This is a genomic window from Pseudomonas sp. GW823-FHT01D03, assembly GCF_058798255.1.
Genome location: NZ_JBXAKK010000002.1, coordinates 25,837 through 50,218 on the forward strand (window position 1 = coordinate 25,837; position 24,382 = coordinate 50,218).

The following is a 24,382-nucleotide window of genomic DNA, read 5'->3' on the forward strand; positions in this document are numbered from 1 at the left end:
CGCCTGCTGCGCAGTCGAACGGGAGCAAGCTCCCTCGCCACAAAAATCCTTCTGAAAATGCATTATTCCCGCGAGCGAAGGTTGAACCCTGTTCTAAGCTCACAGTCGTATCGTCACTTGCACGTTCGTACACAGGAAGGAGTCTGCATGGCGAGTCCCGGATTGAAAACAGTTGTCGTGCTGAGCCTGCTCACATTGCTGACCGCTTGCGGCGAAAAAAAGGCTCCTCAGGAGTACCTGCCACGGGTCTTCGTGCAAGAGGTCAAACCGGCCGATTACGCCGCTGCCGTGACCCTCACCGGCGATGTGCAGGCGCGGGTGCAGACCGAACTGTCGTTCCGGGTCGGCGGCAAGATCATCCAGCGCATGGTGGATGTCGGTGACCGGGTCAGCGCCAAACAGGTACTGGCCAAACTCGATCCCAAGGATTTGCAGACCAACGTCGATTCCGCGCAAGCCCAGGTCATCGCCGAACAGGCGCGGGTCAAGCAGAGTGCGGCGGCGTTCGTGCGTCAGCAGAAGCTGCTGCCCAAGGGCTACACCAGCCAGAGCGAATTCGATTCCGCACAAGCCGCGTTGCGCAGCAGCCAGAGCGCCCTGAGCGCGGCGCAGGCGCAACTGGCCAATGCCAAGGATCAACTCAGTTACACCTCGCTGATCGCTGATGCCCCCGGGATCATTACCGAGCGCCAAGCCGAAGTGGGCCAGGTGGTCCAGGCCACCGCGCCGATTTTCAAACTGGCCCGCGATGGCGATCGTGATGCGGTGTTCAACGTTTATGAGTCGTTGCTGGCTGAGCGTCCGGCGGAGCGTTCGATTGTCGTCAGCCTGCTCGACAACCCCAACATCAAGACCACCGGCACGGTGCGTGAAATCACCCCGGCGGTGTCGGCGCAGTCTGGCACGGTGCAAGTCAAAGTCACCCTCGACAGCCTGCCACAGGGCATGCAGCTCGGCTCGGTGGTCAGCGCCACCGCCAAGGGCAGCGGCAAGTCGGCGGTGGAATTGCCGTGGTCGGCGCTGACCAAAAACATCAGTGATCCGGCGGTGTGGATGGTCGACGACAAGGGTGAAGCGCAACTGCACAACGTCACCGTCAGCCGCTACCTGATCGGCAAGGTCATCATCAGCGACGGCCTCAAGGGCGGTGAGAAAGTGATTGTCGCGGGTGGGCAATTGCTGCACCCGGGCATGAAAGTCGAAATCGCCGAAAACACCTACGAAGGTCTGCAACCGGGAGCGCAGCCATGAAGCGTCTGGGGCTGTTGTCCATCGGCGTGCTGCTGGCCGCCTGCTCGAAAAGCGAGCCACCGCCGGAGCCAGTGCGGCCGGTGCTGTCGATCAAGGTACAGGCGCTGAACGAAGAAACCCTCGGGCGTTTCGCCGGGAGCATTCAGGCACGTTACGAGAGCAACACCGGGTTCCGTGTCGGCGGTCGTATTGCCAGTCGCAACGTCGATGTCGGCGCCGAGGTGCAAAAGGGGACGCTGCTGGCGACCCTCGACCCGTCCGATCAGCAGAACCAGTTGCGCTCGGCCCAGGGCGACCTGGCCAAGGTCCAGGCGCAACTGATCAACGCCCAGGCCAATGCCCGTCGGCAGCAGGCGCTGTTCGATCGCGGGGTTGGCGCGCAGGCGCAACTGGACATCGCCACTACGGATCTGAAAACCACTCAGGCCTCGCTCGATCAGGCGCGGGCGGCGGTTAACCAAAGCCAGGATCAACTCGCTTACACCGAACTGCGCGCCGACCACAAAGCCGTGGTCACCGCGTGGAATGCCGAAGCCGGGCAAGTGGTGACAGCAGGTCAGCAAGTGGTGACTCTGGCGCAACCGGACATCAAGGAAGCGGTGATCGATCTGCCGGACACGCTGGTCGACGAGATTCCTTCCGACGTGGTGTTTCTGGTGGCCGGGCAACTCGACCCGAGTATCAACACCACCGCAACCATTCGCGAAATCGAACCGCAGGCCCAAAGCGCCACGCGCACCCGCCGCGCGCGGCTGACCCTGGCCAATACGCCGGAGGGTTTCCGTCTCGGCACGGCGATCAGCGTGACGCTCAGTTCGGCGATCAAGCCGCGCATCGAATTACCCGCCACCGCCCTGCAGGAAACCGACGGCAAGACCCGCATCTGGGTGATCGACACCCAAAGCAAAACCGTCGCGCCCCGTGACGTCAGCGTGATCAGCCGTACCGACGGCACGGTGGTGCTGGCCGGCGGGGTCAAGTCCGGCGAGCAAGTGGTCACCGCAGGCGTCAACAGTCTCAAACCCGGACAAGCCGTGAAACTCGACGAGGACAGTCAATGAAAGGCTCTTTCAATCTCTCCGAATGGGCCCTCAAGCATCAGTCGTTCGTCTGGTATCTGATGTTCGTCGCGCTGCTGATGGGGGTGTTTTCGTACTTCAATCTGGGGCGCGAAGAAGACCCTTCGTTCACCATCAAGACCATGGTCATCCAGACCAAATGGCCGGGCGCGACCCAGGAGGAAACCCTCAAACAGGTTACCGACCGCATCGAGAAAAAACTCGAGGAGCTCGACTCCCTCGACTACGTGAAAAGCTACACACGCCCCGGTGAATCTACGGTCTACGTGTACCTGCGCGACACCACCAGCGCCAAGGACATCCCGGAGATCTGGTACCAGGTGCGCAAGAAGATCGATGACATTCGCGGGCAGTTTCCCCAGGGCATTCAAGGCCCCGGGTTCAACGACGAGTTTGGCGATGTGTACGGCTCGGTCTACGCGTTTACCGCCGACGGCTTGACCATGCGCCAGTTGCGCGACTACGTGGAGCAGGCCCGCGCCGAGATCCGCAACGTCCCGGGGCTGGGCAAGATCGAAATGATCGGCCAGCAGGACGAAGTGATTTACCTGAACTTCTCCACCCGCAAACTTGCCGCGCTGGGCATCGACCAGCGTCAGGTGGTGCAGAGCCTGCAATCGCAGAACGCCGTGACCCCGGCGGGGGTGATCGAGGCCGGCCCGGAGCGCATTTCGGTGCGCACCTCGGGGCAGTTCGCTTCGGAGAAGGACCTGGCCGAGGTCAATCTAAAACTCAATGACCGCTTCTATCGCCTGGCAGACGTTGCCGACATCAGTCGCGGTTACGTCGACCCGGCCACCCCGGAATTCCGTTTCGACGGCAAGCCGGCAATCGGTCTGGCGATTGCCATGCAGAAGGGCGGTAACGTCCAGGAATTCGGCAAGGCGCTGCACCAGCGGATCGACCAGATCACCGCTGATTTGCCGGTTGGCGTCGGCGTCCATACGGTGTCCGATCAGGCCGTGGTGGTGGAAGAGGCGGTCGGCGGTTTCACCAGTGCGCTGTTCGAAGCGGTGGTGATCGTGCTGGTGGTCAGCTTCATCAGCCTCGGCGTGCGCGCCGGGCTGGTGGTGGCGTGCTCGATTCCGTTGGTGCTGGCGATGGTCTTCGTGTTCATGGAATACAGCGGCATCACCATGCAGCGGATTTCCCTCGGGGCGCTGATCATCGCCCTCGGCCTGCTGGTGGACGACGCGATGATCACCGTGGAGATGATGGTCACGCGCCTGGAAATGGGTGAGACCAAGGAACAAGCGGCGACGTTCGCCTACACCTCGACGGCGTTCCCGATGCTCACCGGTACGCTGGTGACGGTCGCCGGTTTCGTGCCGATTGGCCTCAACGCCAGCTCCGCCGGCGAGTACACTTTCACCCTGTTTGCGGTGATCGCGGTGGCGATGCTCGTGTCGTGGGTGGTGGCGGTGTTCTTTGCGCCGGTGATCGGCGTGCACATCCTCAGCACCAACGTGAAACCCCATGAAGCCGAGCCGGGCCGCATCGGTCGGGCGTTCAACGGTGGTTTGCTGTGGTGCATGCGCAATCGCTGGTGGGCGATCGGCATCACCGTGCTGCTGTTTGTGCTGGCGGTGTTCTGTATGCGCTTTGTACAGAATCAGTTCTTCCCGTCGTCAGATCGCCCGGAAATTCTTGTCGACCTGAACCTGCCGCAAAACGCCTCGATCGACGAAACCCGCAAGGCCGTGGACAAGCTCGAAGCCACGCTCAAGGGCGACCCGGACATCGTGCGCTGGAGCACCTACATCGGTCAGGGTGCGATCCGTTTCTACCTGCCGCTCGACCAGCAATTGCAGAACCCGTACTACGCGCAACTGGTGATCGTCAGCAAGGATTTCGAGGCCCGTGAGGCGTTGAGCCAACGCCTGCGCGAGCGCTTGCACAAAGACTTCGTCGGCATCGGCAGTTACGTGCAGGCGCTGGAAATGGGCCCGCCGGTGGGACGTCCGATCCAGTACCGGGTCAGTGGCAAGGACATCGATCAGGTGCGCAAGCACGCCATCGATCTGGCGACCGAGCTGGACAATAACGAGCACATCGGCGAGATCATTTACGACTGGAACGAGCCGGGCAAAGTCCTGCGCATCGACATCGCCCAGGACAAGGCGCGCCAGCTCGGGCTGTCCTCGGAAGACGTGGCGAAACTGATGAACAGCATCGTCAGTGGTGCGCCGCTGACCCAGGTTAACGACGACATCTACCTGATCAACGTGGTCGGCCGGGCGGTGAACTCGGAACGCGGCACGCCGGAAACCCTGCAGAACCTGCAGATCGTCACACCCAACGGCACGTCGATCCCGCTGCTGGCCTTTGCCACCGTGCGTTATGAGCTGGAGCAGCCGCTGGTGTGGCGTCGCGACCGTTTGCCGACCATCACCATCAAGGCTTCGGTGCGTGACGAGATCCAGCCGACCGACCTGGTGAAATTGCTCAAACCGTCGATCGACGCCTTCGCTGAAAAACTGCCGGTCGGCTACAAAGTCGCCACCGGCGGTACGGTCGAGGAAAGCGGCAAGGCCCAGGGGCCGATTGCCAAGGTCTTGCCGTTGATGCTGTTCCTGATGGCGACCTTCCTGATGATCCAGCTGCACAGCGTGCAGAAGATGTTCCTGGTGGCCAGTGTCGCGCCGCTGGGGCTGATCGGCGTGGTGCTGGCGCTGGTGCCGACCGGGACGCCGATGGGCTTTGTGGCGATCCTCGGGATTCTGGCGCTGATCGGTATCATCATCCGCAACTCGGTAATCCTCGTGACGCAGATCGATGAGTTCGAGCGCAACGGCTCCGCGCCGTGGGATGCGGTGGTGGAAGCGACCGAGCACCGGCGTCGGCCGATCCTGCTGACCGCGGCGGCGGCGAGCATGGGCATGATCCCGATTGCCCGGGAAGTGTTCTGGGGGCCGATGGCCTACGCGATGATTGGCGGGATCGTGGTAGCGACGTTGCTGACGCTGTTGTTTCTGCCGGCGCTGTATGTGGCCTGGTACAAGATTCGCGAACCGCAGAAAGAGACCCGCTAAAAGCGAGTGCTGCGCACTCATCGCGAGCAGGCTCACTCCTACAGGGGAGCGCATTCCAACTGTGGGAGCGGGCTTGCTCGCGAAGGCGTCAGAACTGACTACGCAGATTTACGCCAGACGCTGGCCAGCCAAGGCTGCTGCTCGCGCGGCAATCCCGCCGGCCGGTAGTAATGCTCAATCTCGACAAACCCCGCTGCCGTGAGCAACCCGCGCCACGCGTCCAGGTCGTGATATGAGCCGTAGCGTGGCCCATTCCAGCCCTCACGGTTATCCCCGCGCGGATTGGAACTGAACAACACCCCGCCCGGTTTCAGCGTGCCATGCAACTGCTTGAGCACTCTCGGCAATTCCTGCAACGGCACATGAAACAGCACCGCATTGGCGAAGATCCCGTCGAAGCGTTCGGCCGGCAGATCGAGTTTCAGAAAGTCCTGACACCACACCTCGCAGCCACTGTCTTCGCGGGCCATTTGCGCAAATTTTTCCGCGCCATCCAGACCGACCGCGACATGGCCCAGGCGGGTGAACGTCTGCAAGTCGCGCCCCGGGCCGCAGCCGAAATCGAGAATCGTGAACGGCGCAGTGCCGTGTATATGCCGTAGCAGCGCTTCGATGTTCTGGCTGACATCGTGATCGCGGGTGCCTTCGCGAAAATCTTCGGCCACCGAGTTGTAGTGGCCGAGGGTGGTGGCGGTGATCTGTTCCAGATCGGTGGGGGTTTGCTTCATGGTCGAGGGCTGCGCGGCAGTTGGGATTTGTCGAATATACGCCAACCAGCGGGGCCGCTGCGCAGCCCATCGCGAGCAGGCTCACTCCTGCATTTGAAATGCGTTCCCCTGTAGGAGTGAGCCTGCTCGCGATAGCGGTTTCAGAGGCGCGGCATGCCTTAACGCTTGTTCAGGCCCCGCGCCAGACGATCTCCACCCAACTGAATCACCGCCACCAACGCCACCAGCAACACAATCACTGTCAGCATGATCTGGCTGTCAAAGCGCTGATAGCCGTAGCGGTAAGCGATATCGCCCAAACCGCCGGCCCCAATCGCCCCGGCCATGGCTGACGAGTTGATCATCGTCACCAGCGTAATCGTGAACCCGCCAACAATCCCCGGCAGCGCTTCAGGCAACAGCACATGCCAGACGATGTGCCAGCGCCGGCAGCCCATGGCCTGCGCCGCCTCGATCAAGCCGTGATCGACCTCACGCAGACTCACTTCGGCAATCCGCGCAAAGAACGGCGTCGCGGCAATCGTCAGCGGCACCACCGCGGCCCACACCCCGTACGTGGTGCCGACAATCAGCCGGGTGAACGGAATCAGCGCGACTATCAGAATCAGAAACGGGATCGAGCGGAACAGGTTGACGAACGCGCCCAACGCCCGGTTGAGCAGCGGCGCCTGATAGATCCCGCCCTTGTCGCTGGTGACCAGAATCACCGCCATCGGGATCCCCACCAGCAAGGCGATCAGTGACGACACACCGACCATCAGGAAGGTGTCGATGAAACCCTGGAGCAAACGATCAAACCACATAACCCAGCACCTCCACCCGTTGCGCCCACTGCCCGGCACGTTCGCGCAATTGTTCGGCGCTCAGGGCCGAGCCGCTGACCGCCAGCAACAGTTGTCCCAGCGCGTGGCCCTGAATCCGCTCGACGCCGCCCTGCAGCAACTTCACGCGTCCGCCGAGAGCGGCGAACAGCGCCGCCAGATCCGGCTCGTCGGCGGCGCCACCGGTGAACTGCAAACGCAATACCACCGCCGCGCTCGGGGAGCGTGGCTGGGCATGCAGACGGCTTTGCAGTTCTTCCGGCAGAGCGTGTTGCAGCGGCGCGAGCAAGGTCTGGCTGACTTCGTGCTGCGGATTGCCGAACACTTCCCAGACCGGCCCCTGCTCGACGATCCGCCCGTGTTCCAGGACCACCACGCGGTCGCAGATTTCGCGGATCACCGCCATTTCATGGGTGATCAATACGATGGTCAGGCCTAGGCGTTGGTTGATCTCGCGCAGCAGGCCGAGGATCGACTGCGTGGTCTCGGGATCGAGCGCCGAAGTGGCCTCGTCGCACAGCAGAATGTCCGGGTCATGCACCAATGCGCGGGCGATGCCGACACGCTGCTTCTGCCCGCCGGAAAGCTGCGCCGGATAGGCCTTGTGCTTGGCTTGCAAGCCGACCAGTTCGAGCAGTTCACGAACCTTCTGCTCACGTTGCGGCTTCGGCACACCCGCGACTTTCAGCGGCAGTTCGACGTTCTGCCACACGGTCTTGGCCGACATCAGGTTGAAGTGCTGGAAGATCATGCCGATGCGCCGCCGCAGCGTGACCAGACGATCCTCATCGAACTTGCCGATGTCGACCTGATCAATCAGTACGCGCCCCGCAGTCGGTTGTTCCAGACGATTGATCGTGCGGATCAGCGACGACTTGCCGGCGCCGCTGCGGCCGATGATGCCGAACACCTCGCCGCGCTGGATCGCCAGATCGATGCCTTGCAGGGCCGCGACCGGGCCTTGCCGACCCTCGTAGGTTTTACCCAGGCCGATGAAGCGCACGTGGGCGCGATTCAGCTCGGGATGCAGTTCGGTTTTTTCAGCATTTTCTGGCTCTGGAATCTCCAGTCGCCGTTGGATCGCGGCTGTCATGTTCAGCTTTCCCAACCGGCCTGATACAGCTTGCCGTGGGCCTTGTCCAGAGCGGCGCGAACGGCCGGCGAGTGCTGGTAGATGTCGACGAATTTGATCAGGCGCGGGTCGTCCTTGCTCTTCGGCTGGATGACGAACTGAATCACGTATTCCTTGTGGTCGAGGCCGTCAAACAGCAGCGCCGAGCCGGCGTCGAAGGTCTTCGCCAGACGGATGTAGGCCGGGTAGCCCTGGACCAGATCGGCGTCATCGTAGGCGCGCACCAGTTGCACGGCTTCAACTTGCAGAATCTTGATCTTCTTCGGGTTGGCGACGATGTCGTCTTCGGTGGCCTTGTAGCCGACCCCCGGTTTCAGGGTGATCAGACCGGCCTTGGCCAGCAGTTGCAGACCGCGACCACTGTTGATCGGGTCGTTGGCGATGGCCACGCTGGCGCCTTCAGGCAACTCGTCAAAGCTTTTGTATTTTTTCGAATAGAGACCGACGTTGTTGATGATCCCCGGGGCGAACGGCACCAGGTCAAAACCGGAGGCGGCTTTGGCGTTTTCGAGGAACGGGATGTGCTGGAAGTAGTTCACGTCGATGTCGCCGGCGGCGAGGCTGACATTTGGTGCAATCCAGTCGGTGAACTCCACCAGCTCGACTTTCAGGCCTTGTCTGGAGGCCTCTTCGACGGCGGCTTCCAGTGGAATGGCGAAGGCGGCGGTGGTGCCGATTTTCAGGGGTGCATCGGCGGCGAACACCGCCGAACTGAACAGGCCGAAGGCCAGGGCCAGTGCTTTGACTGGGTGGGACAGGCGTTTCTTGATCATGGTGTGGTTTCCAGTCAGTGCATAAGTTTGTGGTGTCTAGTCGGGCCTCATCGCGAGCAGGCTCACTCCTACATTTGGAATGCGTTCCCCTGTAGGAGTGAGCCTGCTCGCGATGCTTTTAGCGGCGGTACGAAGAGCCGGTGTGTTGCTCGGGCAAATGTGCCTCACCGTGAAACAGCTTCTCGCGCAAGCTGCCACTCTCATACGCGGTCTTGTACGACCCACGCCGCTGCAACTCCGGAATCACCAGCTCGATAAAATCGACATAGCTTTCCGGGGTCACGATGCGCGTGAGGTTGAAGCCGTCGAGCCCGGTTTCAGCGATCCACGCTTCCAGTTCATCCGCCACTTGCTCAGGCGAGCCGACCACGGTGATATAGCGGCCACCGAGGGCGTGCTGATCGAGCAATTTGCGTCGGGTCCAGTCGTTGTTCTGCAGGTTTTTGGTCGCGGACTGGATGGCGTTGCTCTTGACGTACTGGATCGGTTCGTCGATTTCATACCGGGAAAAGTCGATGCCGGTGGACGCCGAGAAATGCGCGACGCCGGCTTCGGCGCTGGCATAACTCAGGTACTCGGCGTGCTTGGCCCACGCGGCTTCCTCGGTCGCGCCGACGATCACGTTGAGGCCCATGAACACCTTGATGTCTTCGGGATTGCGCCCGGCTTCGACGGCGCTGGCGCGGACCTTGTCCACCTGCACCTTGGTCGATGGCTTGTTCTGGCCGCTGATGAACACGCACTCGGCGTGACGCCCGGCGAACAGCAAACCGCGGTCCGAACTGCCAGCCTGGAACAGCACCGGCGTACGCTGCGGCGACGGTTCGCAGAGGTGATAACCCTCGACTTGATAGAACTCGCCGTGGTGCTCGACCTTGTGCACCTTCTCCGGCTGCGCGTAGATGCGCTGCTCGCGGTCATTGAGCACCGCGCCGTTTTCCCAACTGCCCTCCCAGAGTTTGTAGAGCACTTCGAGGTACTCGTCGGCCTGATCGTAGCGACGGTCATGCTCGACCTGTTCGCGCAGGCCCATGGCCTTGGCGGCGCTGTCGAGATAACCGGTGACGATGTTCCAGCCGACCCGACCCCGGCTCAGATGATCGAGCGACGACATGCGCCGGGCGAACAGATACGGCGGCTCGTAAGTGAGGTTGGCAGTGAGACCGAAGCCGAGGTTTTTCGTCACGGCGGCCATCGCCGACACCAGCAGCAACGGGTCGTTGACCGGCAACTGGATCGACTCTTTGAGCGTGACGTCCACCGAGTTCTGGTAGACGTCGTACACGCCGACGATGTCGGCGATGAACAGCCCGTCAAACAGCCCGCGCTCCAGCAACTGCGCCAGTTCGGTCCAGTATTCGATTGTGTTGTAGCGGGTCGAGGTGTCGCGCGGATGCGTCCACAGGCCATGGTTGATGTGGCCGATGCAGTTCATGTTGAACGCGTTTAGCAGGATCTTTTTCTTACTCATCAAATGGTGCCCCGCAGTGGCGGCTTTTCATCGTTGAGGTAGTAATTGCCCACCGCGTGATACTTCCAGCGCACCGGGTCGTGCAGGGTGTGCACCCGGGCGTTGCGCCAGTGACGGTCGAGGCCGTGCTCGATCAGGGTCGCCTGACTGCCGGCCAGTTCAAACAGAGTGCTGCCGGCCGCCAAGGAGATTTCGGTGCTGATCGCCCGTGCTTCGGCGACGGCAATCGAGGCGGCAGCGACGGTTTCGGCGTTGGTCTCGGCCTGGGCCTTGTCGAGGAATTCGCCGGAGCGTTCCAGCAGTGCTTCGGTGGCGTGCAGACGAATGCTCAAGTGGCCGAAGCTCTTCAAGGTCAGCGGGTCCTCAGTAGCCTTGTCGTTACCGGAGTCGATCCATGGCCGGGTCTTGCTGCGCACGAAGTGCAGGGCATCTTCGTAAGCGGCGCGAGCGATGCCGGTGTCGATGGCGGCGTGAAGGATCTGTGCCAGCGGGCCGACCGTGGTCGGACGCTCGAAGGCGCTCTGGAACGGGATCACGTCCTCGGCGGCAACGTAGACGTCTTCGAACACCACAGAACCGCTGCCGGTGGTGCGCTGGCCGAAGCCGCTCCAGTCGTCGATGACCGTCAGGCCTTGGCTGTCACGCGGGACGAAGGCCAGTTGCTGCACGCCATTTTCATCGACCACGGACGTCGGGATGCGCTGCGCGTAGATCGCGCCGGTCGCATAAAACTTGCGCCCGTTGATGCGATAGCCGTCGCCGTCACGCTTGAGGCTGGTGACGCGGTCGTGAGCGGTTTTGGTACCCAGTTCCGCCAGAGCATTGCCGAAGCGCTGGCCGGCCAGCACCTCGGCATACAGCCGCTGTTTCTGCTCGTGGCTGCCATTAACGCGCAGCACTTCGAGGGCGTAGAAATGGTTCTGCGGAATCTGCCCAAGAGAGCCGTCGGCCTGAGCGATCAGGGCGATGACTTTGGCCAGGGTCACGTTGGACACACCGGCGCCGCCGTATTCCTTGGGCACGCTGATGCCCCACAGGCCGGAGCGGGAAAACACGTCGAGTTCCGGCAGTGGCAGGCGGCGTTCACGGTCGCGCACGGCACTGTCGCGTTTGAAATCTTCGGCCAGGTCGCTGGCGACGATCAGGGCTTGCTCATCGCTGGTGATGATCGCGACGGGATGGGAAAAAGTCATGGTTCTCTCCAATGCCTTTGAGAAAGTGTGCGGTCATCAGATCCAGGAATGGCGGGCCGGCAAAGTACCGTTCAAGCGATAAGCGCCGACCGCGTGATACTTCCAGCGCACCGGGTCGTGCAGTGTGTGCACGCGGGCGTTGCGCCAGTGGCGGTCGAGGTTGAATTCGGCGAGGGTCGCGCGGCTGCCGGCCAGTTCGAAAAGCTTCTCGCTGGCGAGCAAGGAAATCTCGGTAGTCAGCACTTTGGCTTCGGCCACCGCAATTGAAGCGCGGGCGGCGGACTCGGCGGTCAGCGGCGCGGCGTGGACTTGGTCGAGCACTTTGCCGGCCTTGCGCAACAGTGCTTCAGCCGCGTGCAGTTCGATTTTCAGTTTGCCGATGTCGGCGATCACGTAAAGGTCATCGCTGGCGCGTTCGACCTTGGCGTCGATCCATGGCCGCGCGCGGGTTTTGACGAATTCGATGGCGTCGTCGATGGCGCCACGGGCGATGCCGGCGTCGATGGCCGCTTGAATCAGCTGCGACACGGCGCCTTGAGTGTTGGGCTTTTCGTTGATCTTCCAGTTATCGACGACCAGGCTCGACTCGACGCGCACGTTGTTCAGCAGAATCGTGCCGCTGGCAGTGGTGCGCTGCCCGAAGCCCGACCAGTCATCAACGATGCGCAGGCCCGGGGTGCCACGGCGGACGAAGGCCAGCACCTGCTTGCCGTCGTCATTGAGCGCCTTGACCGCCACCCAGTGCGCGAACAGCGCGCCGGTGGAGTAGAACTTCTGGCCATTGATCACGTAGTCATCGCCATCGGCGGTGATGCGCGCTTTCAATTCCAGGGTGTTTTTGGTGCCGCGCTCAGGGCCGGCATTGCCGATCCGCCAGCCTTCCAGAACGCTCTGGAACAGCTGTTTTTTCTGCGCTTCGGTGGCGCTGCCGAGCACCAGATTGATGATGCCGAACTGGTTCTGCGGGATCTGTCCCAGCGCCGGGTCGGCTGCGGAAATGATCGCGAACACTTCGGCCAACGTGACGAACGAAACCTGTGGGCCGCCGTACTCACGCGGGATGGCAATACTGCCGAGGCCGCTGCGGGTGAACTGTTCGATTTCCGACCACGGCAGCTTGCGCTGACGATCACGTTTGGCGGCCTGCACGCGGGCGACTTGCGCCAGATCGTGGGCAGCCTTGATGGCTTGGGCGTCGTTGCGCAAGACCTGCGCGGGCAACAACAACGGGGCGATGTCCAGATCCGACTGGACGTTTGCGTCTGCCAGACTGGACATCAGTGCCGCTCCTTGGCTGCACGCAATGCCCTGGCGATCTGCACTGGGGTGATTGTGTTCCGGACCATACTACCTACCTCACATCTCATGAAAAACGCCGCAAAAGTGCGGCGAACGAAAGAATGTCCGGTGGTCCGGTTCATATACCCTAAGCGTGTATAAATATTAAATAAACTAACTTTTAGGAATATGTATAGAAGGGTGAGTGGCCCGCCTGGTTAACAACTTTTTTGTTTCGGCGACTGAAGTCTGTGGCAAGGGAGCTTGTCGACTCGTCGCACCGTCCCGCTCGGCTGCGCAGCAGTCGCGAAACCTGATCCACGTTTCAATTGAACAAACGCAGTCTGCAGGTTCTGGGGGCGCTTCGCACCCCAGCGGGAGCGAGCTCCCTCGCCACAAAGTTCAGCGTTCTTCTTTGCGCGATTCAGCAGCCTTCAGCGCTTGGCGCAGCGGCACCTTCAGATAAGGATTCACGCAACCGATCTTCAGCGTCCGTGGCGGTGCCCAGCGTGAGTTGTTGCCCACCCAGTCGATGACGCAGTAGGTCACGTCCAGGCGCAGGTCCTCACCGCCCTCGACGATCACTGCCGGTGGTACCCAGACCTGAATCGGCAGGCCGACATCCGCTGCGGTGATCGGTGCCAGGTCCATGCGCACGTCGCCCCAGCGCAAGGTAATGGCGTCGTCCTCGGCCATGTTCAGGTAGGGTTCGATGGTCAGTGGCACACCGCGTTTGATCTGATTGGGGTTCACGCCCTGACGGCGAATGGTGTCGGGCAGCGAGACGGGGGCCAGTTGCTGATTCTCGTCACCGCAGAGCGGCGAAGGCTGGCCGCCGGGGCAGTCGAGCTTGACCTGCACCCGCGTGGCCGCCGACAGCGCCGGCCCCTGACCGACTTGCATCACTCGATAGTGAATCCGTGCGGTGCCACTGGCGATAAAGCTTTCCGGCACCCGCAGGCTGATTGAGGCGCCGACGTCTTCGCTGGTCAAGACTCGCGAGGCGACGTAGCAGTTGTTCCAGAACAGTTCGATCAGATCACCGGCGTCCATGCCGGAGTAGGGCAGGACATCGATCAGCAAATGCGCGGCAGCGGCCAGATTGATGGCGTTTTTGGATGCGGACGCCAGATTCGGCGCTGCCAGTTCGGGGGCGTGCGAAGTGCGGGTCATCGGGTTCTCTCCTTGAAGTCTTGCAGCGAATTCCGTTTCTTGAAACAACAAAAGGCGTGATGAATCGGTAATACAACCGTGAACTTCTGTTCGGGCTGAGTACGGATTGATTCAACTAATGGATGCCGGTTGGCGACTAGATAAGAGCGTGCCGGAAAGAGTGTCAATAGAGCGGTTTAGTTAATCCGTGAATTACCGGTTAATCAGAAGCGTCCTACGCTGATGAGGCATGCTGCCTAGCGGTAATGGCGAATCGAGCTACGGTTTTTCGCGAATTTTTGTGATTTTGTGCTGGCCCGTTTAGATCATTTCACAGGCACGAAAGCGCGCTGAAGATAACTTTTATCTGTTGCAGAACATATATGTATTGTTTTGACAGGTTTTAAGCTGGAAGGATTTAAAAGTTATTCAGGTGGGGGAGATAAAACTTCCGTCCATGGAAGTTATGATTCAAGGTAATAAATACCTCAGGCGTGATTCAGGAACTTGCTGAGAAACTGTCTGGTGCGTTCTTCTTTCGGGTTGGCAAACAACGCCTTGGCTTCGCCTTGCTCGACGATCACGCCCTTGTCGAAAAACACCACACGGTTAGCCACGTCGCGGGCGAAACCCATTTCGTGGGTGACGATGACCATGGTGCGTTTTTCTTGCGCGAGACCGCGAATGGTCGCCAGTACTTCGCCCACCAGTTCCGGGTCGAGGGCCGAAGTCGGCTCGTCGAACAGGATCACTTCCGGCTCCATCGCCAGCGCCCGGGCAATCGCCACGCGCTGTTGCTGACCACCGGACAGACGACGCGGATACGCCTCTTCCTTGCCGGCCAGACCGACCTTGGCCAGCAGCTTCATGCCCAGGGCAACGGCTTGCTCGCGCGGCATCTTCTTGACCACGATCGGCCCTTCGATGACGTTTTCCAGTGCAGTGCGGTGGGGGAACAGGTTGAAGTTCTGGAACACGAAACCCACGTGCTGGCGCAGGTTGCGCACCAGGCTCTGTTGCTGGTTCAGCGGGCGGCTGGTATCGATTTCGATATCGCCGACCTTGATCCGGCCGCTGGTGGGCTCTTCAAGGAAATTCAGGCAGCGCAGGAACGTGGTCTTGCCCGAACCGCTGGGGCCGATGATGGCCACGACCTCGCCTTCCTTCACCTCAAGATCGATGCCCTTGAGCACCTCTTGACCCTTGAACTGCTTTGTCAGTTTTTCCACGACAATCATGGGTCAGGACTCCTGGTCGTGCCGACTGGCCCGCTCTTCCAGCTTGTTCTGCAGGTGCGACAGCACCGTGGCCAGAATCCAGTAGATCAGCGCGGCGGCAAGATACATGGTGAAGACTTCGAAAGTCCGGGCGGTAATCAGTTGCGCCTGGCGGAACAGTTCCGGCACCTGAATGGTGGCGGCCAGTGCCGTGTCCTTGACCAGCGAAATGAAGCTGTTGCCCAGCGGCGGCAGGGCCGTGCGCATCGCTTGCGGCAGGATGGCCCGGCGCAAGGTCTGCGCACGGGTCATGCCGATGCTCGCAGCGGCTTCCCACTGGCCGCGCTCGATCGAACCGATCGCGGCCCGCAGGATTTCACAGGCGTAGGCAGCCATGTTCAGCGAGAAGCCGATCAGCGCCGCTGGCAGTGGATCCAGTTCCAGACCCAATTGCGGCAAGCCGTAATAGATCACGAACAGTTGCACCAGCAACGGCGTGCCGCGAAAGAACGACACGTAGATGCGGGCGATCCAGCTCACCAGTTTGAAGCGCGACAGGCGCATCAAGGCCAAGCCGAAGCCCAGCAGCAAGCCGAAGAACATGCCGCCCAGGCTGAGGATGACCGTGTAATACGCGCCCTTGAGCAGAAAGGGCGCGGAGTCCAGTGCGAGTTGGAAAGCTTCTTCCATTATTTGGTGACGTCAGCGTTGAAGTATTTCTTCGACAGCTTCTCAAGGGTACCGTCGGCACGCAGCTCGTCGAGCGCCTTGTTCACCGCAGCCAGCAGCTCAGGCTCGCCCTTGCGCAGGGCAATACCGGATTCCTGACGGGAGAACGCTTCACCGGCAGCCACGGTTTTCGGGGCTTTCTTGGCGTATTCCAGTGCGGCCAGACGGTCGATCAGGATGGCGTCGGTGCGGCCGTTGTTCAGGTCGGCGAACTTGGTCGGATCATCGTCGTAGGTGCGCACGTCAGCGCCCGGCACGTTGGCGCGAACCCATTGTTCGTAGTTGGTGCCCAGGCCGACACCGACTTTCTTGCCGGACAGGTCGGCAGCGGTCTTGATGTTCAACTTGGCTTCCTTGTCCTTCAGCACCAGTGCCTGGATCCCGGAAACGGTGTACGGCTCGGAGAAGTCATATTTCTTCTTGCGCTCGTCGGAGATGGTCACTTGGTTGACCACGACGTCCAGACGCTTGGATTCCAGCGCAGCGAGGATACCGTCCCACTTGGTCGGCTGAATCTTGGCTTTGACGCCGAGTTTCTGCGCCAGGGCTTCGGAGAGCTCGACTTCGAAACCGGACAGTTTGCCGTTCTCGTCAACGAAGCTGAACGGTGGGTAAGTGCCTTCCAGGCCGACGTTGATAACGCCTTTGTCCTTGATCTGTTGCAGCTGCTCACCGGCGGTTGCCTGGCCGATCAGGCCGGCGCTCAGTGCAAGGCCCAGCGAACCTACCAGCAGATTGCGACGTAGTGCGGAAAAATTCATGACAAGCCCCTGTGTTTTCTTATGGAAGACGCTTAAGGAAAGTTGGCGAATCCGGGAGTTGAACGACTGCGTTATCGTGCCCTAAAGCAGCTTATGCGTCTTGCCCGAAATTCGCCTGCGGCGAGACTATAAGATGTCTGCTTTAGACTTGAAAATACTTAATGTCTAATTTGATATTCATATATGGAATATGAGGACTTGACCTGTGGCGAGGGAGCTTGCTCCCGCCTGACTGCGCAGCAGTCCGCAATACCTGACGCCAGTGTTCAACTGAAAAACGCGGAAGCAGGTTTGGGCGCGCTGCGCGCCCCAGCGGGAGCAAGCTCCCTTGCCACAAAAGCGCTTCAACCGCACAAAACATCCCTGTAGGCAAACAACGCCGGCGCCCCACCGGTATGCAGGAAGATGATCGGGCCCTCGTTGAAACGCTGGCGGCCGATCCCGTCGAGCAAGCCGGCCATGGCCTTGCCGGTATAAACCGGGTCGAGCAGTACCGCGTCCTGACTGGCCAACAGTTTCACCGCCGCCAGTGTCCCGGCACTCGGCTCGCCGTAACGCGGGCCGAAGTATTCGTCCCACAACTCGACCTTGAAGCTCTCCGGCAATTTCACGCCCAACAGCTCCGCCGTGCGCTCGGCCAGCCCCTGCACTTTCGGGCGCTGATCTTCTTCGCTGCGCGAGACGGTCACGCCGATCACCGGCAATTGCGGCAGCGCTTCGCTCAACGCCAGCGCCAGACCGCTGTGGGTCCCGGCGCTGCCCGTGGCCAGCACCACGGCGGCGAATTCCAGGCCGGTGTCCTTGATCTGCTCCGCCAGTTCGAGACCGGCACGTACGTAGCCCAATGCACCGAGGGCATTCGAGCCACCGATCGGCACCAGATACGGTTTCTTGCCATTGCTGCGCAGGCGCACGGCGAGTGCGGCCAGTTGTTCGTCGGCGTTGTCGAGGTTATCCACCAGCTCGACCTTGGTGTCGAACAGGTCGAGCAGCAGGCGGTTGCCGTTACCGGTGTAGTTGCTGTCGTCGGTGCCCAGCGGATTCTCCAGCAGCGCCACGCAACCCAAGCCAAGTTTGGCCGCCAGCGCGGCGGTCTGGCGCACATGGTTCGATTGCAGGGCGCCGGCGGTGATCAGCGTGTCGGCGCCCTGGGCGAGGGCGTCGGCAGCGAGGTATTCGAGTTTGCGCAGCTTGTTGCCGCCCATGGCCAACGGCGTCAGGTCATCGCGCTTGATGTACACATCGCGGCCCAGCCAGGCGGACAGGCGTTCGAGTTTTTCCAGTGGCGTGGGTTGGCCGAGCAGGTCGAGACGGTTAAAGCGATCCAGCTGTTGTTTGATCATGAGCCCGTACTGGCGGAGGAAGATGACAGGACTATAGGCAGGCCGTTTTAGCGGGGCAACCGGGAATTGCTTATAGCCAAATGTGCTTAGGCCAGCACTATCGGTTCTTAATTCGCGCTCGCGGGCATGCCGTAAAGTAGTCGCCGTTGACGCGGCCCGACCGTCCGGCCGCCCGTGAGGAGTCTTTACCGTGAGCGAGCGTTCCAGCCATTGGCAATTGCAGACCATCGTCAGCCAACTGCGTACCGCGCGGGATCAGTGGCGTACCCAGAATGGCCGGGCCAGCGGCGAGCAGGGTGGTCGCGAGTTACCGTCCCGCGCCGCGATGGCCGAGATTCTCGAGGCGCTGTGTGGTGCGTTGTTCCCGATGCGACTGGGGCCGGTGGATCTGCGTGAAGAGAGTGAGGATTTCTATGTCGGCCACACCCTCGATACCTCGTTGAATGCCTTGCTGGTGCAAGCGCGGCTGGAATTGCGATATGTCGCCCGGCACAGCGCTCAAGGCGATGCCGACGTCGAAGCTCAGGCGATCCGTATCATTCAGGATTTTGCCCTGGCCTTGCCGGGCCTGCGCAGCCTGCTCGATACCGATGTGCTGGCCGCCTATCACGGCGATCCGGCGGCACGAAGTGTCGATGAAGTGCTGCTGTGCTATCCGGGGATTCTGGCGGTGATTCACCATCGTCTGGCGCACCATCTGTATCGCGCCGGGTTGCCGTTGCTGGCGCGGATCAGTGCGGAGATTGCGCACTCGGCCACCGGCATCGACATCCACCCGGGCGCGCAGATCGGCCGCAGTTTCTTCATCGATCACGGCACGGGTGTGGTGATCGGTGAGACCGCGATCATCGGCGAGCGGGTGCGGATCTATCAGGCCGTGACTTTGGGCGCCAAGCGCTTCCCGGCGGATGAAGACGGGCAGTTGCAGAAGGGCCATCCACGCCATCCGATTGTCGAGGACGACGTGGTGATTTATGCCGGCGCGACGATTCTGGGACGGATCACTATCGGCCAGGGGTCGACCATCGGCGGTAATGTGTGGCTGACGCGCAGCGTGCCGGCAGGGAGCAACCTGACTCAGGCCAATCTGCAGCATGATGACGGGACGCAGAAGTAAGATTTCCAGTTCGTTTGTGGCGAGGGAGCTTACTCCCGCTGGAGGCCGCAGGACTCCCAATTGCGACTGACGCCGGATTGGGACTGCTGCGCAGTCCAGCGGGAGCAAGCTCCCTCGCCACAATTTGCCCATCGAATCAGGTTGATGGCATTCAGCCAATTCTCCATTGAACGAATCCCCTCAAACCCGCGTCATACCCCTCCTTGGGCTACTGTAGGAAAACTACCGCCTGGCCCTGCGATTAGTCCTTATCACCCTATCCATGTTTAACTTGAACGTTCATTCAAGTTAAACCGGTGGTTCGCTGCCCGCTCACAACAGGAGGCTTGCCTTTGCTGAGTCCGATCATTTCAGCCACGTTTCAACCCCTCGAGGTGCACGTTTCATGAGTGCATCGTCTATTCCCACCAGCGGCCTGGTACGCATGAATCCGCCGGTGTTCTACTTCGCCGCGACGGTGATTCTGCTGTTTGGTCTGGTTGTCATCGCCATGCCGGAGCAGGCCGGAGCCTGGTTGCTGGCTGCGCAAAACTGGGCGGCCAATACGGTCGGCTGGTACTACATGCTCGCGATGACCCTGTATCTGGTCTTCGTGGTGGTCACCGCGTTATCGGGCTACGGCAAGATAAAACTCGGTGCCGACCACGACGAACCCGAGTTCAGTTACCTGTCCTGGGCCGGTATGTTGTTCGCCGCCGGGATCAGCATCACGCTATTTTTCTTTTGCGTATCCGAGCCCCTGACGCACCTCGCCCAACCGCCACAAGGCGAAGCCGGCACCGCCGATGCGGCGCGGCAGGCGATGCAGATTCTGTTTCTGCACTGGGGCCTGCACGGCTGGGGCGTGTTCGCCTTTGTCGGCATGGCGCTGGCCTATTTCGCCTACCGGCATAACCTGCCGCTGGCCTTGCGTTCGGCGCTGTACCCACTGATCGGCAAGCGCATCAACGGCCCCATCGGTTACGCGGTGGATGGCTTCGGCATCATCGCCACGGTGTTCGGTCTGGGTGCCGACATGGGCTTCGGCGTGCTGCACCTCAACTCCGGTCTCGACTACCTGTTCGGCATCGCTCACACCCAGTGGATTCAGGTCGGCCTGATCACGCTGATGATGGGCGCGGCGATCATCGTCGCCGTGTCGGGTGTGGACAAGGGCGTGCGGGTCATGTCCGACATCAACATGCTGCTGGCCTGTGCGCTGTTGCTGTTCGTGTTGTTCGCAGGTCCCACCCAGCACCTGCTCAACACGCTGATCCAGAACCTCGGCGATTACCTCGGCGCCTTGCCGATGAAGAGTTTCGACCTCTACGCCTACGACAAACCAAGCGACTGGCTCGGTGGCTGGACGGTGTTCTACTGGGCCTGGTGGATCGCATGGTCGCCGTTCGTGGGCCTGTTCATCGCACGGATTTCCCGTGGCCGGACCATCCGTGAATTCGTCTTCGGCGTGCTGTTGATTCCACTCGGTTTCACCCTGGCGTGGATGTCGATCTTCGGCAACAGCGCGATCGATCAGGTGCTCAACCACGGCATGTCGGCACTGGGCATGTCAGCCCTCGACAATCCGTCGATGAGCCTTTACCTGCTGCTGGAAACCTACCCGTGGAGCAAGACCGTCATCGCGGTGACGGTGTTCATCAGCTTCGTGTTCTTCGTCACTTCCGCCGACTCCGGTACCGTAGTGCTTTCGACCCTGTCGGCCAAGGGCGGCAACCCGGACGAAGACGGGCCGAAATGGCTGCGAGTGTTCTGGGGCGCGATGACCGCGTTGATCACCAGTGCGTTGCTGTTTTCCGGCAGCATCGATGCGCTGAAATCGGCGGTAGTGCTGACCTCGTTGCCGTTCTCGATGATTTTGCTGCTGATGATGTGGGGCCTGCACAAGGCGTTCTATCTGGAGTCGCAGAAACAGATCGCGCAGTTGCATTCGCTGGCACCGGTCTCCGGTTCGCGGCGTGGCACGGGCGGCTGGCGCCAGCGCCTGAGTCAGGCGGTGCACTTCCCGTCACGCGACGAGGTGTACCGCTTCATGGACACCACGGTGCGCCCGGCGATCGAAGAAGTGACGGCGGTGTTCGTCGAGAAGGGCCTGAACGTGGTCACCCAGCCGGATCCGGCGCACGACAACATCAGCCTGGAAATCGGTCACGGTGAGCAGCATCCGTTCATCTACCAAGTGCAGATGCGCGGTTACTTCACACCGTCCTTTGCTCGGGGTGGCATGGGTTCCAAGCAACTCAACAACCGCCGCTACTACCGCGCTGAAGTGCACTTGAGCGAGGGCAGTCAGGACTACGATCTGGTCGGCTACACCAAGGAACAGATCATCAACGACATCCTCGACCAGTACGAACGCCACATGCAGTTCCTGCATCTGGTGCGTTGATCGGCAACTGAGCGCCGGGACGTTTCACGACCCGGCGCTCAGCGCCATGAACAACACCATTGCCGCTATCGGCACTCCAAACACCGCACTGCCCACCGCGATCTCCGAACCCAGCGGCTGCCCGGCATGCACCACCCCCACCGCGCCATTGATCACCGTCAACGCCAGCCACAGCGCAGCGAAGCTGTAGGCCAGGGTCTGCCGGCTGAAGCCAACGCGCTCGCCGATGTAGAGCATCAGGGCGAGCAGGACCAGACCGAAGAAGATGATGATGGCGGTGTGCATGATCGGGATCTGCCTGGTAGGGATGTGTTGTATGGCTGGGCCTCATCGCGAGCAGGCTCGCTCCCACAATGGACCTCGATTGTTCACTGATTCCGTGTTCACAGCTGATCTCTGTGGGAGCGAGCCTGCTCGCGATAGGGCCAACTCGGTGTTTTTTAGAGCATAGCCAATTCAGCCCACATCAATTCAAGCCAGGCTCAATTGTCGGCATAACGAAGACACTGTAGGAGCTGCCGCAGGCTGCGATCTTTCGCTTTTAGAAGCCAGAATCAAAAGATCGCAGCCTGCGGCAGCTCCTTGTATCTCGACTATCGCTCCGTCAGGAGCGATAGTTCTCGACTGATCATCGAGGGAGGGACTTGGAAGCCGTGCAGCTCCTTAGGCTTTTTGCCTGTGATGTAGATCGTGCTCCAGCCCTCCACACTCACTCATATAGTTCGAACGGTATCTTGGGCCCGTCTCTGGCGAGAGCTCGCATTCGCAAGGTTGGACAGAGTGCAGTGATGATCGAAAACGGATCAATGGAGAGACAGTCATGTCCAGTTTCGTCGGTGTCGATGTCGCTAAAAATACCTTTGATATCGCCACGCACTTGCCGAACGGCAAGCACAAAACCAAGGCCAAGCTGCCTAATAACTCGAAGGGTTTCAAAGAATTTGAAGCTTGGTTGAACAAGCAGGTCGAGCCTACAGCCTTGATCGTGATGGAAGCCACCAGCATCTATCACCTGGAACTTGCCGAGTTCGTCTACAGCAAGGGTTACCGGGTCTGTGTCGTCAATCCGGCCACGACCCATGCTTACGCCGACAGCGAGTTACGCCGGATCAAAACCGATAAAAGCGACGCCAAACTGATCGCTGATTTTGCTCGGGAAAAGGCTGAAAAGCTTCAGCTTTGGGCACCGGAGCCACTGAAATACCGCCAACTGAAGGCGATGGTGCGTCGGCTGGATGATCTTCAGGAAATGGAACAGATGGAGCTCAATCGTCTGGATGTGTCCGACGAAAAGGTCAAAGACTCGATCAACTCCGTTCTGCGCCACATCGAAAAAGAGATCGCTGAAACGCACAAAGCGATCAAGAAACACATCGACGATGATCCGGACATGCGCCAGATGCGCGACTTGATCGTGACCATCGACGGTATCGGGCAGAAAACCCTTGAGCGGCTGCTGGCCGAACTGGGCGACCTGCGCAAATATGACGACCCTCGCAAACTGGTCGCTGCTGCGGGGTTGAACCCAAAGCTGCAGGACTCGGGAAAGCTCAAAGGCAGAACAGTGATTTCCAGGATCGGATCGGCTCGCGTCCGCGCGGGTCTGTACATGCCAGGCCTGGTAGCGCTGAAGCACAACGAGGCGATCATCGCCATGAAGGAACGCTTGAAGGCCAATGGCAAGGCGCCCAAACAGATCATCTGTGCAGCCATGCGCAAGTTGCTGCACTTCGTTTACGGAGTGCTCAAATCGGGCCAACCATTTGACCCGAAATTGGCACTTGCCCGGTAAGGGGCAAGACGGTATCTACAGAGGTTGTTGAATCATGTACTTTCGCGCTCGATCAACTGGCACTGCAACAGATTCAGCCGCTGCACATCATCACTCGGCAACACCCCAAGGCTTTCCAATACCCGCGTCGCCGCCAGCACGCCAATCTCCAGTGCTGGTGGCTTGATCGTGCTCAGGCTCGGCAACAGCATCTCGGCGAACGGGTAGTCGCCGAAGCCGAGCACGGCGCAGTCTTCGGGGATCTTGATGCCGGCGCGTTGCCCGGCGAGCAGGCCGCCGGCGGCGAGGTTGTCGTTGGCGAAGATGATCGCGTCGGGGCGGGCAGCGGCGTTCATCAGTGCTTCCATCGCTTGCTTGCCGGCCTCGAACGGTGCGCGGTCGGCGTTCGGGACGAACACCCACGGCTCCAGCCCGAATTGGCGCAGGGTAGCGGCGTAACCGTCGCGGCGTTCCAGTGCACTGAGGTCGCCGGCGGCGCTGTTCTGCACAAAGGCGATGCGGCGATAGCCTTTGTCATGCAGATAACGCGCAGCGGTCACGCCGACTTCATAGTGCGAAAAGCCGATCTGCATCGGCGCGCGATCCGGCTGGTAATCCCAGGTTTCGATCACCGGAATCTCCGCTTCGGCGATCATCTTTTCCGTGCCCGAACTGTGGAAGTGGCTGGTCAGCACCAGCGCCGCCGGCGACCAGCCGAGAAACGCGCGCACGGCGTTTTCTTCCTGTTCGGTACTGAAGTAACTCGACGCCAGCAGCAATTGATAACCGTGGCGGTTGAGGGTGTCGCTGAAGCCCTGAATGGTGTTGGCAAAGATCGGTCCGGAGATGTTCGGAATCACCATGCCGACAATTTTGCCCCGCGCCGACGCCAGTCCGCCGGCCACCAGATTCGGCACGTAACCCAGCTCGGCGACTATTGCTGCAATGCGCTCGCGGCGCTCCGGCGAGACCGATTCCGGCTGATTGAAATAGCGCGACACGGTAATCGCCGAAACGCCAGCCTCGCGCGCCACCGCGTTCAGGGTCACGCGTCCGGCGCCACGGCGTTTGCGGGGCTTTTCCTGGCTCAAGGCTCGATCCTTCTTAAAAACCAAAACGCATATAAAAGTAATTTTTCAGTATTGGAC

General features: G+C 60.7%; 20 protein-coding genes. 6 read left to right on the forward strand and 14 right to left on the reverse strand.

Annotation, left to right across the window (positions count from 1 at the left end):
• The first annotated feature begins 147 nt into the window (after nucleotides 1-147).
• Genes AC1RBR_RS26425 through AC1RBR_RS26435 form a run of 3 tightly spaced genes read left to right on the forward strand, consistent with a single transcriptional unit; the run spans nucleotide 148 to nucleotide 5,362 of the window.
• Complete coding sequence (locus AC1RBR_RS26425) at nucleotides 148-1,251, forward strand: efflux RND transporter periplasmic adaptor subunit (protein ID WP_492567288.1); 1,104 nt, start codon at nucleotides 148-150, stop codon at nucleotides 1,249-1,251.
• Entirely contained in the window at nucleotides 1,248-2,312 is a 1,065-nt protein-coding gene (locus tag AC1RBR_RS26430) for an efflux RND transporter periplasmic adaptor subunit (protein ID WP_097086864.1), read from the forward strand. The genes AC1RBR_RS26425 and AC1RBR_RS26430 overlap by 4 nt, the downstream gene beginning before the upstream one ends.
• On the forward strand, nucleotides 2,309-5,362 hold the full coding sequence (locus AC1RBR_RS26435) for an efflux RND transporter permease subunit (protein WP_492567289.1): 3,054 nt from the start codon (nucleotides 2,309-2,311) through the stop codon (nucleotides 5,360-5,362). The genes AC1RBR_RS26430 and AC1RBR_RS26435 overlap by 4 nt, the downstream gene beginning before the upstream one ends.
• A gap of 98 nt (nucleotides 5,363-5,460) precedes the next feature.
• Here AC1RBR_RS26435 and AC1RBR_RS26440 read toward each other — a convergent pair whose 3' ends face one another.
• The 12 genes from AC1RBR_RS26440 to AC1RBR_RS26495 form a co-directional block, all read right to left on the reverse strand.
• Nucleotides 5,461-6,090 carry a class I SAM-dependent methyltransferase gene (locus AC1RBR_RS26440; protein ID WP_492567290.1) on the reverse strand — a complete coding sequence of 210 codons (630 nt, stop codon included), beginning with the start codon at nucleotides 6,088-6,090 and terminating at the stop codon, nucleotides 5,461-5,463.
• A gap of 158 nt (nucleotides 6,091-6,248) precedes the next feature.
• Nucleotides 6,249-6,893: a methionine ABC transporter permease gene (locus AC1RBR_RS26445; RefSeq protein WP_492567291.1), complete on the reverse strand. Its 645-nt coding sequence runs from the start codon at nucleotides 6,891-6,893 to the stop codon at nucleotides 6,249-6,251.
• Nucleotides 6,883-8,004 carry a methionine ABC transporter ATP-binding protein gene (locus tag AC1RBR_RS26450; protein WP_492567292.1) on the reverse strand — a complete coding sequence of 374 codons (1,122 nt, stop codon included), beginning with the start codon at nucleotides 8,002-8,004 and terminating at the stop codon, nucleotides 6,883-6,885. The genes AC1RBR_RS26445 and AC1RBR_RS26450 overlap by 11 nt, the downstream gene beginning before the upstream one ends.
• Before the next feature lie 2 nt (nucleotides 8,005-8,006).
• Complete coding sequence (locus AC1RBR_RS26455) at nucleotides 8,007-8,816, reverse strand: MetQ/NlpA family ABC transporter substrate-binding protein (protein ID WP_480404382.1); 810 nt, start codon at nucleotides 8,814-8,816, stop codon at nucleotides 8,007-8,009.
• A gap of 118 nt (nucleotides 8,817-8,934) precedes the next feature.
• Nucleotides 8,935-10,287: an LLM class flavin-dependent oxidoreductase gene (locus AC1RBR_RS26460; RefSeq protein ID WP_492567293.1), complete on the reverse strand. Its 1,353-nt coding sequence runs from the start codon at nucleotides 10,285-10,287 to the stop codon at nucleotides 8,935-8,937.
• Entirely contained in the window at nucleotides 10,287-11,480 is a 1,194-nt protein-coding gene (locus AC1RBR_RS26465) for an SfnB family sulfur acquisition oxidoreductase (RefSeq protein ID WP_480404384.1), read from the reverse strand. The genes AC1RBR_RS26460 and AC1RBR_RS26465 overlap by 1 nt, the downstream gene beginning before the upstream one ends.
• A 36-nt stretch (nucleotides 11,481-11,516) precedes the next feature.
• Nucleotides 11,517-12,758: an SfnB family sulfur acquisition oxidoreductase gene (locus AC1RBR_RS26470; protein WP_095137895.1), complete on the reverse strand. Its 1,242-nt coding sequence runs from the start codon at nucleotides 12,756-12,758 to the stop codon at nucleotides 11,517-11,519.
• 402 nt (nucleotides 12,759-13,160) lie between these two features.
• Complete coding sequence (locus AC1RBR_RS26475) at nucleotides 13,161-13,931, reverse strand: hypothetical protein (RefSeq protein WP_492567294.1); 771 nt, start codon at nucleotides 13,929-13,931, stop codon at nucleotides 13,161-13,163.
• Nucleotides 13,932-14,398: 467 nt separating this feature from the next.
• Nucleotides 14,399-15,148 carry an L-cystine ABC transporter ATP-binding protein TcyN gene (gene tcyN / locus AC1RBR_RS26480; RefSeq protein ID WP_492567295.1) on the reverse strand — a complete coding sequence of 250 codons (750 nt, stop codon included), beginning with the start codon at nucleotides 15,146-15,148 and terminating at the stop codon, nucleotides 14,399-14,401.
• Nucleotides 15,149-15,151: 3 nt separating this feature from the next.
• Entirely contained in the window at nucleotides 15,152-15,817 is a 666-nt protein-coding gene (tcyL, locus tag AC1RBR_RS26485; RefSeq protein ID WP_492567296.1) for a cystine ABC transporter permease, read from the reverse strand.
• Nucleotides 15,817-16,617, reverse strand: coding sequence for a cystine ABC transporter substrate-binding protein (gene tcyJ, locus AC1RBR_RS26490; protein ID WP_027611190.1), 801 nt, complete (start codon nucleotides 16,615-16,617; stop codon nucleotides 15,817-15,819). Before tcyJ ends, tcyL begins: the two co-directional genes overlap by 1 nt.
• 344 nt (nucleotides 16,618-16,961) lie before the next feature.
• Nucleotides 16,962-17,960 (reverse strand): D-cysteine desulfhydrase, encoded by a 999-nt coding sequence (locus AC1RBR_RS26495; protein ID WP_492567297.1) that lies wholly within the window; start codon nucleotides 17,958-17,960, stop codon nucleotides 16,962-16,964.
• 190 nt (nucleotides 17,961-18,150) lie between these two features.
• Between AC1RBR_RS26495 and epsC the strand changes: the two genes are divergently transcribed.
• Together epsC and betT are read left to right on the forward strand one after the other, a co-directional pair.
• Nucleotides 18,151-19,077 carry a serine O-acetyltransferase EpsC gene (gene epsC / locus AC1RBR_RS26500; protein WP_492567298.1) on the forward strand — a complete coding sequence of 309 codons (927 nt, stop codon included), beginning with the start codon at nucleotides 18,151-18,153 and terminating at the stop codon, nucleotides 19,075-19,077.
• A gap of 424 nt (nucleotides 19,078-19,501) precedes the next feature.
• Nucleotides 19,502-21,463 (forward strand): choline transporter BetT, encoded by a 1,962-nt coding sequence (gene betT / locus AC1RBR_RS26505; protein ID WP_166496387.1) that lies wholly within the window; start codon nucleotides 19,502-19,504, stop codon nucleotides 21,461-21,463.
• A 24-nt stretch (nucleotides 21,464-21,487) separates the two neighbouring features.
• On the opposite strand, the gene AC1RBR_RS26510 is transcribed toward betT, so the two are convergent.
• Nucleotides 21,488-21,748 carry a hypothetical protein gene (locus tag AC1RBR_RS26510; protein WP_492567299.1) on the reverse strand — a complete coding sequence of 87 codons (261 nt, stop codon included), beginning with the start codon at nucleotides 21,746-21,748 and terminating at the stop codon, nucleotides 21,488-21,490.
• A 535-nt stretch (nucleotides 21,749-22,283) separates the two neighbouring features.
• Between AC1RBR_RS26510 and AC1RBR_RS26515 the strand changes: the two genes are divergently transcribed.
• Nucleotides 22,284-23,255 (forward strand): IS110 family RNA-guided transposase, encoded by a 972-nt coding sequence (locus AC1RBR_RS26515; protein ID WP_492563214.1) that lies wholly within the window; start codon nucleotides 22,284-22,286, stop codon nucleotides 23,253-23,255.
• 32 nt (nucleotides 23,256-23,287) lie between these two features.
• On the opposite strand, the gene AC1RBR_RS26520 is transcribed toward AC1RBR_RS26515, so the two are convergent.
• A complete protein-coding gene (locus tag AC1RBR_RS26520) occupies nucleotides 23,288-24,325 on the reverse strand; it encodes a LacI family DNA-binding transcriptional regulator (RefSeq protein ID WP_492567300.1) in 1,038 nt (345 codons plus the stop codon).
• Nucleotides 24,326-24,382: the final 57 nt, after the last annotated feature.